This is a genomic window from Rathayibacter sp. AY1A3, from assembly GCF_002930975.1.
Taxonomy (GTDB): Bacteria; Actinomycetota; Actinomycetes; order Actinomycetales; family Microbacteriaceae; genus Rathayibacter.
The window spans coordinates 1-13,137 of sequence record NZ_PSTO01000034.1 but is presented as its reverse complement, the minus strand read 5'-3'; the positions used below and the strand labels follow the sequence as shown (position 1 = coordinate 13,137).

Genomic DNA, 13,137 nt, shown 5'->3' with positions numbered 1-13,137 from the left:
CGGGACCGAGAACAGCAGCTGACGGGGAGAGGGGCCGAAGGATGAGCGGGCTCGTGTACTTCTCCAGCAGCTCGGGGAACACGCACCGGTTCATCGAGAAGCTCGGACGGCCGGCGCAGCGCATCCCGCTCCACGCCCGCCGCGACGGAGCCGCCCTCGACACGCTCCACGTCCACGAGCCGTACGTGCTCGTCCTCCCCACCTACGGCGGCGGCAACGGCGGGGGAGCGGTCCCCAAGCAGGTCATCCGGTTCCTCAACGATCCGTGCAACCGCTCCCTGATCCGCGGCGTCATCGGCGCCGGCAACACGAACTTCGGCGAGGCGTACTGCCTCGCCGGCGACATCATCGCCCGCAAGTGCGAGGTGCCGCACCTCTATCGATTCGAAGTATTCGGAACACCCGACGACGTCCGCGCCGTCGACGAAGGATTGGACACGTTTTGGACGCAGCAGTGATCGACGCTCCCCGCGACGCCGCACAGATGGACTACCACTCGCTCAACGCGATGCTGAACCTCTACGGCCCGAACGGAGAGATCCAGTTCGACAAGGACCGCGAGGCCGCTCGCGAGTTCTTCCTGCAGCACGTCAACCAGAACACGGTGTTCTTCCACACGCTCAAGGAGCGCCTCGACTACCTGGTCGAGAAGGAGTACTACGAGCAGGCCGTGCTCGACCAGTACTCGTTCGAGTTCATCCAGCAGCTCAACGACCTGGCGTACTCGAAGAAGTTCCGCTTCGCGACCTTCCTCGGCGCGTTCAAGTACTACACCTCGTACACGCTCAAGACGTTCGACGGGAAGCGCTACCTCGAGCGCTTCGAGGACCGCGTCGTGATGACCGCCCTCGGCCTCGCCCAGGGCGACGAGACGCTCGCGACCGCCCTCGTCGAGGAGATCGTCGCCGGCCGCTTCCAGCCCGCGACCCCGACCTTCCTCAACACAGGCAAGGCACAGCGCGGCGAGCTCGTCTCCTGCTTCCTGCTGCGCATCGAGGACAACATGGAGTCGATCGCCCGCGGCATCAACTCCGCGCTCCAGCTCTCCAAGCGCGGCGGCGGCGTCGCCCTCTCGCTCTCGAACATCCGCGAGGCCGGCGCCCCGATCAAGCAGATCGAGAACCAGTCCTCGGGCATCATCCCCGTGATGAAGCTCCTCGAGGACAGCTTCAGCTACGCCAACCAGCTCGGCGCGCGCCAGGGCGCGGGAGCGGTGTACCTCTCGGCGCACCACCCCGACATCCTCCGCTTCCTCGACACCAAGCGCGAGAACGCCGACGAGAAGATCCGCATCAAGACGCTCTCCCTCGGCGTCGTCGTGCCCGACATCACGTTCGAGCTCGCGAAGAACAACGAGGACATGTACCTCTTCTCGCCCTACGACGTCGAGCGCGTCTACGGCATCCCCTTCGGCGACATCTCCCTCTCGGAGAAGTACCGCGAGATGGTCGACGACCCGCGCATCAAGAAGACCAAGATCTCGGCGCGCGAGTTCTTCCAGACCATCGCCGAGATCCAGTTCGAGTCGGGCTACCCCTACATCGTGTTCGAGGACACGGTGAACCAGGCGAACCCGATCAAGGGCCGCATCAACATGTCCAACCTCTGCTCCGAGATCCTCCAGGTCAACACTCCGACGACCTACAACGAGGACCTCTCCTACGCGCAGATCGGCAAGGACATCTCCTGCAACCTCGGCTCGCTGAACATCGCGCTGACGATGGACTCGCCCGACTTCGGCCGCACCATCGAGACCGCGATCCGCGGCCTCACCTCGGTGTCCGACCAGTCGCACATCACCTCGGTCCGCTCGATCGAGGACGGCAACGACAAGTCGCACGCCATCGGCCTCGGCCAGATGAACCTGCACGGCTACCTCGCCCGCGAGCGGATCCACTACGGATCCGAGGAGGGCATCGACTTCACCAACATCTACTTCTACTCGGTGCTGTTCCACGCCCTGCGCGCCTCCAACAACCTCTCCATCGAGCGCGGCACCACCTTCGAGGGCTTCGCCGACTCGAAGTACGCCTCGGGCGAGTTCTTCGACACCTACACGGAGAAGGAGTGGGCGCCGGCCACCGAGCGCGTCTCCCGCCTCTTCGCCGACTCGGGCATCGCGGTCCCCACCCAGGACGACTGGCGTGCGCTCAAGGCCTCGGTCATGGAGCACGGCATCTACAACCAGAACCTGCAGGCCGTCCCGCCGACCGGCTCGATCTCGTACATCAACAACTCGACGTCCTCGATCCACCCGATCGCGTCGAAGATCGAGATCCGCAAGGAGGGCAAGCTCGGCCGCGTCTACTACCCGGCGCCGTTCATGACGAACGACAACCTGGAGTACTACCAGGACGCGTACGAGATCGGCTACGAGAAGATCATCGACACCTACGCCGCCGCCACGCAGCACGTCGACCAGGGCCTCTCGCTCACGCTCTTCTTCAAGGACACGGCGACCACCCGCGACGTCAACCGCGCCCAGATCTACGCCTGGCGCAAGGGCATCAAGACGATCTACTACATCCGCATCCGTCAGCTGGCGCTCGAGGGCACCGAGCTCGACCAGTGCGTCTCGTGCATGCTCTAGAGCACGCAGCCCCACCCCCCTCCGCACGACCCATCCGCAGCAGCGAGAAGGAATCATGACTCCCCCCGAGAAGCTCAAGCTCGTCGACTCCGTCCAGGCGATCAACTGGAACCGGATCCAGGACGACAAGGACGTCGAGGTGTGGAACCGCCTCACGAGCAACTTCTGGCTGCCCGAGAAGGTCCCGCTGTCGAACGACATCCAGTCGTGGAACACGCTCACGCACCAGGAGCAGCAGCTCACCATGCGCGTGTTCACCGGGCTCACCCTGCTCGACACCGTGCAGGGCACCGTCGGCGCCGTCTCGCTCATCCCGGACGCGATCACGCCTCACGAGGAGGCCGTCTACACGAACATCGCGTTCATGGAGTCGGTCCACGCCAAGTCGTACTCCTCGGTGTTCTCGACCCTGTCGAACACCCAGGACATCGACGAGGCCTTCCGCTGGTCGATGGAGAACCCGAACCTGCAGAAGAAGGCGTCCATCGTGATGGACTACTACCGCGGCGACGACCCGCTGAAGCGGAAGGTCGCCTCCACGCTGCTGGAGTCGTTCCTCTTCTACTCGGGCTTCTACCTGCCGATGTACTGGTCCTCGCGCGCCAAGCTCACCAACACGGCCGACCTCGTGCGCCTGATCATCCGCGACGAGGCCGTGCACGGCTACTACATCGGCTACAAGTTCCAGAAGGGACTCGAGCGGGTCGACCAGGCCAAGCGCGACGAGATCAAGGACTACACGTTCTCGCTGCTCTACGAGCTCTACGACAACGAGGCGCAGTACACGCAGGACCTCTACGACCAGCTCGGCCTGACCGAGGACGTCAAGAAGTTCCTGCACTACAACGCGAACAAGGCGCTGATGAACCTCGGCTACGAGCCGATGTTCCCCAAGCAGGTCACCGATGTGAACCCCGCGATCCTGTCGGCCCTCTCGCCCAACGCGGACGAGAACCACGACTTCTTCTCGGGCTCCGGCTCCTCCTACGTGATCGGCAAGGCCGTGAACACCGAGGACGAGGACTGGGACTTCTAGGCGTCGACACCACGTCCCGGCCTCCACGGCGAACGGCCCCTCCCCTCGCGGGTGAGGGGCCGTTCCTCGTCTCCGGGCGGCGGGCGAGCGCCCGGTCGCCGCGCCCGCCGAGGCACCGCCCTGTCGCCGAGGCGCCGTCCTCCCGGCGGCGCCTCGCGCGGCACGTCGGTGTCTCGCGGAGCGGGGCCGGAGCGGCCGTCGTGCGCGCCTCAGAGGGCCAGGCGCATCAGCACCCGGGGGAAGCCGTCGAGCACGGGGTGCACCGCCGCCCAGCCGACCACTCCGCCGATTCACCACTCCACCGGATGAATCGCACCAGCACCTCCTGTTGGACGGCGCCCAGGCGGGGCGCCTACCGTGGACGAGGTATCCAACGAAGGAGCACTCCCTGTGAAGCACGTCCCCCTCGGCACCTCCGGTGTCGACTCCCCGAACGTCGTCCTCGGCCTCATGCGCATCCCCGAGATGAGCGACGAGGCGATCCGCGGCCTCGTCGGCGCCGCCCGCGACTCCGGCATCGACTTCTTCGACCACGCCGACGTGTACGGCGGCGAGCTGCACCGCTGCGAGGAGCGCTTCGCCGAGGCGATGGCGCTGACCCCGTCGGAGCGCGAGCAGGTCGTCCTGCAGACCAAGGCGGGCATCGTCCCGGACGGCCCCTACTTCGACTTCTCGTACGAGCACCTCATCGCCTCGGTCGAGGGCTCGCTGAAGGCGCTGCGCACCGACTACGTCGACGTGCTGCTCCTGCACCGGCCCGACGCGCTCGTCGAGCCCGATGAGGTGGCCCGCGCGTTCGACGAGCTGCACGCGTCCGGCAAGGTGAAGCACTTCGGCGTCTCGAACCAGACGCCGTACCAGATCGAGCTGCTGAAGAAGTCGCTGAACCAGCCGATCGTGGCGAACCAGCTGCAGCTCTCGATCACCCATGCGCCGCTGATCGCGCAGGGCGTCGCCTCCAACATGGTCGGCGAGGACCAGTCCGTCATGCGCGACGCCGGCATCCTCGACTACTGCCGCCTGAACGACATCACCGTGCAGGCCTGGTCGCCCTTCCAGGCGGGGTTCTTCACCGGCGTCTTCCTCGACAACCCGGCCTACCCCGAGCTGAACGCCGTCATCGACCGGCTCGCAGCGACGTACGGGGTCCCGGCGATCGCCGTGGCCACCGCCTGGATCACCCGCCACCCGGCGGGCATGCAGGTCGTGCTCGGCACGACCAATGAGCAGCGCGTGCGCGATGCGGCCCTCGGCTCCGATCTGCCGCTCACGCGGCCGGAGTGGTACGAGCTGTTCCGCGCGGCGGGCTACCTCGTCCCCTAGAGCTCCCACCCCGGAGGAAATGCGCGTCGGCGCAGAGAGGCACGGACTCCCCGGAGTCCGTGCCTCTTCCCGTCCCCGCGAGACGCCGGTCGTACGCCCGTCGCGGACCGAAGCGGCATCTCGCGGGAGAGAGGCGGGAATAGGAACGGCACCCCTGCGTTGAACTTGAGCGTAACCGACTCAACTTCCTCAGGAGGACAGGTGCCCGACAACTACAGCGAGGCCGGAGCGAGCTCGTTCGACGACTTCCTCGCCCGCTACCTCGACGGTGAGCGCGCCCGCGCGGCGCGGTCGATCGACCTCAGCCGATTCCTCACCGCCCGTACCCGCGACATCCTGCAGTCCGCAGGACGCTTCGCCCTCGAGCGCGGCCAGACCGAGCTCGACGCCCTGCACGTGCTCCGCGTGCTCATCGACGACGAGACCGTCTCGCAGGCCGTGCGCCGCATCGGCGTCGACCCCGCCGCCATCGCCACCGCCGCGGAGGCGCGCCTCCCGCAGGCCGACGAGGCCCACGCCTCGCAGAACGCGGCCACCATCACCCCCAGCGCGCAGCGCGCGCTGTTCCACGCCTACCAGGTCGCCCGCTCCAGCGGTTCGACCTACATCGAGCCCGAGCACCTCTTCTTCGCGCTCGTGCTCGGTCAGGACGCCCCCGCCGGGCAGGTCCTCGCCCGCGCCGGCGTCACCGCCGAGGCCCTCACCCAGGGCATGCGCGAGACCGAGGCCCCGCAGCAGCAGGAGGCGGGACAGCCCGCCTCCGACACTCCGATGCTCGACAAGTTCGGCACCGACCTCACCGCTCTCGCCCGCGAGGGCCGGCTCGACCCGGTCATCGGGCGCGCCGACGAGATCGAGCAGACCGTCGAGATCCTCAGCCGCCGCACCAAGAACAACCCGGTGCTCGTCGGCGAGGCCGGCGTCGGCAAGACCGCGATCGTCGAGGGCCTGGCCCGCGCGATCGTGGCGGAGGAGGTCCCCGAGCAGCTGCGCGGCAAGCGCGTGATCTCGCTCGACCTCCCCGGCATGCTGGCCGGCACCCGCTACCGCGGCGACTTCGAGGAGCGCCTCACCGGCACCATGGACGAGATCGCGGCGCACTCCGGCGAGCTGATCGTCTTCATCGACGAGGTCCACACCGTGGTCGGTGCGGGCGGCGGCGGCGAGGGCGGCATGGACGCGGGCAACATCCTCAAGCCGCGTCTGGCCCGGGGCGAGCTGCACCTCGTCGGCGCCACCACGCTCAAGGAGTACCGCACCATCGAGAAGGACCCGGCACTGGAGCGGCGCTTCCAGCCGGTCCGCGTCGGCGAGCCCGGCATCGAGGACGCGGTCGCCATCCTGCACGGCCTGCGCCCCGCCTACGAGGAGCACCACCGCGTGCGCTTCACGGACGAGGCACTCCGCGCCTCCGTCGAGCTCTCGGCCCGGTACCTCACCGACCGCGTGCTGCCCGACAAGGCGATCGACCTGATCGACCAGGCCGGCGCGCGCCTCCGCCTCCGCCTCGGAGCCGGCGTCGACACCGGAGCTCTGCTCGAGCGTCTGGCGACCCTGGAGGCCGACAAGAACGCGGCCGTCTCGGCCGAGCACTACGAGGAGGCGTCCCGCGTCCGCGACGAGATCAGCGCCGTGCAGGCGGATCTCGACGCGGCCACCGGCAGCGCCCCCGCGGAGGCGGTCGTCGGCGAGACCGAGATCGCGGCCGTCATCGCCCGCGCCACCGGCATCCCGGTGTCGCGGCTCACGGAGGGGGAGCGCGAGCGCCTCGCGCACCTCGAGACCGAGCTGCACCAGCGGGTCATCGGCCAGGACGACGCGGTCACCGCTGTCGCCCGGGCCGTCCGCCGCAGCCGCACAGGCCTCGGCGACTCCTCGCGCCCGGTCGGCTCGTTCCTCTTCCTCGGCCCGACCGGTGTCGGCAAGACGGAGCTGGCGCGCACCCTCGCGGGCTCCCTCTTCGCCGACGAGCAGTCGGTCATCCGCTTCGACATGAGCGAGTTCGGCGAGCGTCACACGGTCTCGCGGCTGGTCGGCGCCCCTCCCGGGTACGTCGGCTACGACGAGGCCGGTCAGCTGACCGAGCGCGTTCGCCGGAACCCGTACTCGGTGGTCCTCTTCGACGAGATCGAGAAGGCGCACCCCGACGTGTTCAACCTGCTGCTGCAGGTGCTCGACGACGGGCGTCTGACCGACGGCCAGGGGCGGACGGTCGACTTCCGCAACACGGTGATCATCATGACCTCGAACCTCGGCTCGGAGTTCCTGGCCTCGCGGTCGGGTGCGCTCGGCTTCGTCGCTCAGAGCGACGCGTCGGCCGAGGGCTTCGCCTCGGAGAAGGACCTGCGCGATCGCGTCATGGGCCGTCTCCGCGAGGCGATGCGCCCCGAGTTCCTCAACCGGATCGACGAGATCGTCCTGTTCCGCCGCCTCGGCCGCGAGCAGCTGCGGGAGATCGTCGGCATCGTCCTCGACACCACGCGCTCCCGCCTCGCTCCCCGCGAGGTGACGCTCGAGGTGACGGAGGCGGCCGTCGACTGGCTCGCCGAGAACGGCTACGAGCCGCAGTACGGCGCCCGGCCCCTGCGCCGCCTCGTCCAGCGCTCCATCGACGACCGGATCGCCGACCTGTTCGTCAGCGGCGAGGTCTCCGACGGAGGCGCTGTCCGCGTCGACGCCGTCGGCGGCGAGCTGCTGGTGACCTCGGCCGCCGCCCTCCCGCTGGCCGCGTAGCCGGTCCCGCTCCGACCCCCGTCCCTCCTCCTCCCGCGAGACACCGCTCGTGACGACGGCACTGTCCGTCATCGTGAGCGGCGCCCGCAGAGGGGGAGGGGCGGGGGTCTTCGCGTCCCCACGGCTTGCCACAGCGGTCCCGGCGGGATAGACACGAGAGCACGAGAACCGGAGGCACGATGTCGAACCCGCGCTACTACGACCCCGTGGGCAAGGCGGTCCGGGCGCTGCTCGTGCTGAGCCTCGTCTGCTTCGCCCTGGCGGTGGGCATGTTCGCCCTCGACATCGTCATGCCCGGCACCATGACGGACGAGCGACGGCCCTGGGCCGAGGCCAGCGGGGCGCTCGCCTCGTTCGGCGTGCTGGCCCTCATCGTCTACTTCGCGACCGTCGCGATCGTCGGCGCGATCCGGGGCCGCGGGCAGTAGGCCCGGCTCCGACGCCGTCGTCCGACAGGAACGCGTCCGGCCCGCGGGATCCGAGGATCCTCGCGGGCCGGACGCGTTCTCGCGAGCCGTCAGGCGCCGGTCAGGGGCACTTCTTCGCGGTGATCGTCACCTTCAGCGTGGCGTCCGGAGCGACGGGGGAGCCGCCGGCCGGCTCCTGCCCGGTAACCTGGCCGGCGTCGGGCGCCTTCGGGTCCTCGGCGCAGGCGAGCGTGATCTTCGTGAAGCCGGCTGCGCCGAAGGCGTTCTTCGCGGCCTCCAGGTCCTGGCCCGTCACGTTCGGCACGGTCTTCTGGTTGCCGGAGCTGGTGAACACGGTGATCGCGGTGCCGCGCGGGGCCGAGCCCGACGGGTCGGCGCGGGTGACCGTCCCGACCGCGGCGTCGCTCGCCTCCGTGCCGCCCTGCACGACGCCGAAGCCGGCCGCCTCGAGCTTGGCCTCGGCGTCGGCGGAGGAGAGCCCGACGACATCCGGGATGTCGACCTTCGGGACGACCTGCAGCGAGCCGTCGGCCTCCGGGAACGCCGTCCCGCCGTACGTCGCGTCGGCGGCGCGCATGACGACCGGCCAGATGCGGTGGCGCGCGGTGGCGGCGGATCCGGAGTCGAAGGAGTAGCGGCCGAGGCGCAGGTTCGCGTCACCCTTCACGTTGAACACGCCGACGGCGGTCGCGACGCGGGTGCTCGCTCCGGTCATCCAGGTGGCCTTCGCGTCGTCGGTGGTGCCGGTCTTGCCGATCAGCGGAACGCCGTCGCCGGTGCGGGAGGCCACGGCCGTCCCGCCGCCGGTGAAGGTCGCCTGCAGCGCGACGGCCGCGGTGGCGGCGACGTTGCGGTCGATCGACTGGCGGCAGTTCGCCGGGGGCACCGGCTGATCGGCTCCGGCGGAGTCGGTGATGCGATCGATCGCGACGGGGTCGCAGGTCGTGCCGCCGGAGGCGATGGTGGCGAAGGCGCCGGCCATCGAGAGAGGCGAGACGTAGTTCGTGCCGAGCACCGACGACGGGTTGTGCTCGAGCTCCTCGCCGCTGCCCTGCTTCACGCCCATGTCGACCGCGGTGTCGCGGATGCCGCACAGGTCGAGCTCACGGGCCATGCCGACGAAGCCGGTGTTGAGGGAGGTCTTCGTGAAGGACACCGGGGTGCCGACCTCGCCGGTTCCGCCCTCGTCGTTCTTCGCGCTCGTCTCGTTGCTCGTGTCGGTGCCGCCCGAGACGCAGGAGTCCGTGAAGGTGCCCCAGGTGGACTTGCGCGTCCCGTCGACCGACTCGTTGATGCTGTGGCCCTCCTTCAGCCACTCCACCAGGGTGAAGAGCTTGTAGGTCGAGCCCGGCTGGATCCCGGAGGATCCGCCGTTGGCCCGATCGGTGCTGTAGTTCACGGCGCTGTAGGACGGGTCGGTCGTGAGGACGTCCGGATCCTGCGAGTACTTCTTGTTCTGCGTCATCGCGAGCACGCGCCCGGATCCGACCTCGACGCTGACGGAGACGGCTCCGACGTCGAAGTTCCAGGTCTGCGGGACCTGCGCGTCGACGGCGGCGACGGCCGCGTCCTGCAGGCCGACGTCGAGCGTCGTGTAGACGTCGAGGCCGCCGCGGCGGAAGTTGGTCCAGCGGGTGTCCTCGTCGGCGCCGAAGATCTCGTTGTTCTTCAGGACGTTGGTGACGTAGTCGCAGAAGAAGCCCGCGTTGCCCGCGGTCGAGCAGCCGGTGCTGGGCTGGGTGATGCGGGGCTCGATGGGAGTGGCGACGGCGGCGTCGTGGTCCTCCTGCGAGATCTTCCCCTCCTCGAGCATCTTGCCGATGATGTAGTCGCGGCGGTCCTTGTTGCGGGCGTAGCCGTTCGCGGCGCCGTTGTCCGGGTTGTCGGGCTGGTCGATCCGCAGGACGGCCGGGTTGTTGACTATCGCGATGAGGCTCGCGGCCTGGGCGATCGAGAGGTCAGCGGCCGAGGTCGCGTAGTAGTAGTTCGCGGCGGTCTCGAGGCCGTAGGTGGTGCCTCCGAAGAACGCGATGTTGAGGTAGCCCTGGAGGATCTGGTCCTTCGTGTACTGCTTCTCGAGGCCGATGGCGAGCTTCATCTCGCGGAGCTTCCGCTCGGGGGAGGTCCGGGTGGCCTCGTCGATCGCGGCCGCGCGCTCGGCGTCGTCCGAGATGTTGCGGACGGCCTTCTCGACGAGGACGTTCTTCACGTACTGCTGGGTGATCGAGGATCCGCCCTGCACGTCGTTGCCGAGCACGTAGGTCTGAGCGACGGCGCGGAGGGTGCCGGGGAGGTCGACTCCGCCGTGGTCGTAGAAGCGGGGGTCCTCACCCGAGACGGCGGCGTCCTTGGCGGCCTGGGCTATGCGGTCGAGCGGCACCTCGACGCGGTTCTCGACGTAGAAGGAGGCGAGCAGCTGCGGGCCGTCGGAGCCGGTCGCGTAGATGTTGCTCTTCTCGGAGAGCTTGTCGACCTCGAGGTAGTCGGGCAGGCCGTCGAAGACGCCGATCGACTGGTTCGCGGCGACTCCGGCGAGCGCCACGGCCGGGGTGACGGTGGCGGTCACGAGGACTCCGGCCACGACGCTCATGCCCAGGAAGCCCACGATCGCCTTGACCACACCACCGGTGGTCCTTCTGTCGGACGCCAAACCTTCTCCTTCGCGAATCCCCCCGGATGCTGCGACGACCGCGGCCGACGCCCTGCACGCTCCGTGCGGCAGGTCAACCTCGACAGACTAACCCGAGAGCCCCCGAAGACGAAGGCCCGGCCAGAGGCCTGAAAAGACCCTGACCGCCACCCGGGGGACGGCGTTCCCTAGGCTGTCGGCATGGCGAGCCCCTCCTCCGACCCCCGACCGGCCGACGCGACGACCCCGGAGGCCGCTCCGGTCGCGCCTCCGCAGGCCGTCCCCGCACCGCCCACGGGCGCCCTCTCGTACGCTCTCGGCTTCCTCGCGTTCATCGGGATCCCGTTCCTCAGCCTCATCGTGGGCGGCATCGTCATGGCGTCCGTGTACCCGTCCGCCCGGAGGAAGGGCGGCCTCGCCGCCGAGAACGCGCGGAACGCGGCGAACTGGGGCCTGACAGTGATCCTGATCGGGGTCGTGACGCTCGGCGCGCACGTCGTGCTGCTCTTCGCCGCCTCCGACACCCCGCTCGCGAAGGGCTTCTACCCGATCGGCATCCCGATCACGCTGTTCGCCGTGCTCTGGCTGGTGCACTTCGTGCTGATCATCTGCGGACTGGTGAAGGCGAACCAGCGCGAGGTGTTCCGTCCGCGCATCGCGATCCCGTTCCTCCGCCCGCCCGCGGCCTGAGCTCAGGCGCCGACGGGCCAGAGGTAGTCGAGCCCCGGCGGCGTGCCGGGGAACAGCGGGCCGTAGTGGTCCTCGTCCTTGGCCACGAGCTTCGAGCGGTGCGAGAGGTGCAGCCGCTCGTCGCCGAACCACGGCGGGAGCGGGTAGTCGCCGGTCAGGTAGGCGGCGAGATCCTCCGGGGCGGCGGCGAGGGCCTCCTCGGTCTTCACGAGGCACGTGTCGGCGAAGCCGCGCTCCGTCCACTCCGCGCAGGTCTCGCGCTGGTAGGTCATCAGCGCCGGCCGGTAGCCCCGCCACATCCGCGTGACGGGGTGGTTCTGCCAGCCGTACCCCGGAACGGTCAGCGCCCGCATGACCTGCAGCGTCTCGACGCGCTGCTTGCCGAGCCGCTTGCCGTCGAGGGCGCGGACGCTGCGGTGGAAGTCGGGGTAGGGGAGGAAGGTCTGCACGCCTCCCAGTCAACAGCGGCCCGTCTCCCTCCGGCCACCCTCCCGTCACGCCGATGTCGCCTGGCGTGCGTAGCGTCCGGGGCATGACCGGACTCCCCCTCCTCGCCACCGACGACGTGCAGCTGCGCTGGGCGCGGCCCGAGGTCCTCGACTCCGCCCGCCACCGGATGCTGCGCCTGCTCACCCTCGCCGAGCGCCTGCGCTACGAGGCGACGAGTCGGCGCGAGGTCCGGGACGGCTTCCTCCTCGGCCGGGTCCTCGTGCGCGAGCTGGCCGCCGAGACGCTCGGGATCGATCCCCTCGAGGTCGCCGTGGACGCGCGCTGCGAGCGCTGCTCCGGACCGCACGGCCGCCCGGTGCTCCGCGGCGAGCACCCGGCGCTGGAGCGGATGCGGATCAGCATCGCGCACTGCGACGGCGCGGTGGTCGCGGCGCTGGCGACCGGACGCGACATCGGGATCGACGCGGTGCGCGCCCGCAGCGTCCGCGACCGCGTGGCGTCCGGGGCGACGACGGCGGAGCAGGTGCTCGCCGATCTGCGCTCGCAGGCGGTCGCGAAGGCCGACGGGCGCGGGACGTCGAGCGACGAGCCCGTCCGCTTCCGCACCAGGGAGGGCGCGACCGAGGCCTGGATCGAGGGCTCGAGCCGCTACTTCGCCGTCTCGGAGCCGGCGGTCCACTCCGCGCTCGTCGTGGCGGTCGCGGTCGCTCAGGAGTGACCGCGGGGCGAGGTCCCCGGCCGTTGCGCTGGTCCGCGCCTAGGCGAACAGCGACAGCGTGATCGTCGAGCGGTAGGAGCCGGCCTCGACGTCCGGCTCGGCGAGCAGCCGCAGCTCGGCGTCGGCGCTCCAGGTGCCGGCTCCGCCGGCGGCTCCGAGCAGCAGCGCGTCCCGCAGGCCCGCGCCTCCCTCGAGGGAGGAGGCGACCGGATCGCCCGCGACGGCGCTCGTGCCGGTGATCAGGCGCGGGGTCCAGCCGAGGTGGTCGGCTCCGATCGAGGCGCTCGGGCCGGTGAGGGCGCTCGCCGAGGCGAGGACGTACCAGTCGTTCTGCGCGCCGACGCGCGAGTCGGTGACGGTGACCGTGGGGAGCCCGCCCGTGAACCGGCGCTGGAGGGCGGTGGAGCCCGACTCGGCGAGGTCGACGGCGTCGGCGGCGACGGAGAGCGAGAGGGAGCCGGGCTGCGCGGGAGGGGTGATGTCGACGTCGACGTCCACTCCGTCGAGGTCGTGGAGCAGGGGCGTCGTGCGGGCCGGGTC

At 69.9% G+C, this 13,137-nt stretch carries 11 protein-coding genes; 8 read left to right on the top strand and 3 right to left on the bottom strand.

Going from position 1 to position 13,137, the window contains the following annotated elements:
• Nucleotides 1-41: 41 nt before the first annotated feature.
• The 6 genes from nrdI to C5C10_RS14020 all read left to right on the top strand — a co-directional run bounded on the left by nrdI (nt 42) and on the right by C5C10_RS14020 (nt 8,110).
• Nucleotides 42-458, top strand: coding sequence for a class Ib ribonucleoside-diphosphate reductase assembly flavoprotein NrdI (gene nrdI, locus C5C10_RS14045; RefSeq protein WP_104224357.1), 417 nt, complete (start codon nt 42-44; stop codon nt 456-458).
• A gap of 26 nt (nt 459-484) precedes the next feature.
• Complete coding sequence (gene nrdE, locus C5C10_RS14040) at nt 485-2,590, top strand: class 1b ribonucleoside-diphosphate reductase subunit alpha (RefSeq protein ID WP_104234484.1); 2,106 nt, start codon at nt 485-487, stop codon at nt 2,588-2,590.
• A gap of 55 nt (nt 2,591-2,645) precedes the next feature.
• The gene (gene nrdF, locus C5C10_RS14035; RefSeq protein ID WP_104224358.1) at nt 2,646-3,626 is read left to right on the top strand and encodes a class 1b ribonucleoside-diphosphate reductase subunit beta; all 981 of its coding nucleotides are present in this window, start codon (nt 2,646-2,648) and stop codon (nt 3,624-3,626) included.
• 390 nt (nt 3,627-4,016) lie between these two features.
• Nucleotides 4,017-4,949, top strand: coding sequence for an aldo/keto reductase family oxidoreductase (locus tag C5C10_RS14030; RefSeq protein WP_258059515.1), 933 nt, complete (start codon nt 4,017-4,019; stop codon nt 4,947-4,949).
• Nucleotides 4,950-5,150: 201 nt separating this feature from the next.
• Nucleotides 5,151-7,682: an ATP-dependent Clp protease ATP-binding subunit gene (locus C5C10_RS14025; protein WP_104329539.1), complete on the top strand. Its 2,532-nt coding sequence runs from the start codon at nt 5,151-5,153 to the stop codon at nt 7,680-7,682.
• 179 nt (nt 7,683-7,861) lie between these two features.
• A complete protein-coding gene (locus tag C5C10_RS14020) occupies nt 7,862-8,110 on the top strand; it encodes a hypothetical protein (RefSeq protein ID WP_104224361.1) in 249 nt (82 codons plus the stop codon).
• 100 nt (nt 8,111-8,210) lie between these two features.
• On the opposite strand, the gene C5C10_RS14015 is transcribed toward C5C10_RS14020, so the two are convergent.
• A complete protein-coding gene (locus C5C10_RS14015) occupies nt 8,211-10,760 on the bottom strand; it encodes a transglycosylase domain-containing protein (RefSeq protein ID WP_258060600.1) in 2,550 nt (849 codons plus the stop codon).
• A 180-nt stretch (nt 10,761-10,940) separates the two neighbouring features.
• On the opposite strand from C5C10_RS14015, the gene C5C10_RS14010 reads away from it, so the two are divergent.
• Entirely contained in the window at nt 10,941-11,429 is a 489-nt protein-coding gene (locus tag C5C10_RS14010) for a DUF4870 domain-containing protein (RefSeq protein WP_104250929.1), read from the top strand.
• Between the two features lie 2 nt (nt 11,430-11,431).
• On the opposite strand, the gene C5C10_RS14005 is transcribed toward C5C10_RS14010, so the two are convergent.
• Nucleotides 11,432-11,878: an MSMEG_6728 family protein gene (locus tag C5C10_RS14005; protein WP_104224363.1), complete on the bottom strand. Its 447-nt coding sequence runs from the start codon at nt 11,876-11,878 to the stop codon at nt 11,432-11,434.
• Between the two features lie 83 nt (nt 11,879-11,961).
• Between C5C10_RS14005 and C5C10_RS14000 the strand changes: the two genes are divergently transcribed.
• The gene (locus tag C5C10_RS14000; RefSeq protein ID WP_104329538.1) at nt 11,962-12,597 is read left to right on the top strand and encodes a 4'-phosphopantetheinyl transferase superfamily protein; all 636 of its coding nucleotides are present in this window, start codon (nt 11,962-11,964) and stop codon (nt 12,595-12,597) included.
• 39 nt (nt 12,598-12,636) lie between these two features.
• Here C5C10_RS14000 and C5C10_RS17925 read toward each other — a convergent pair.
• Nucleotides 12,637-13,137, bottom strand: a 501-nt coding sequence (locus tag C5C10_RS17925; protein WP_104329537.1) for a hypothetical protein, incomplete at its 5' end; no start/stop codon positions are given.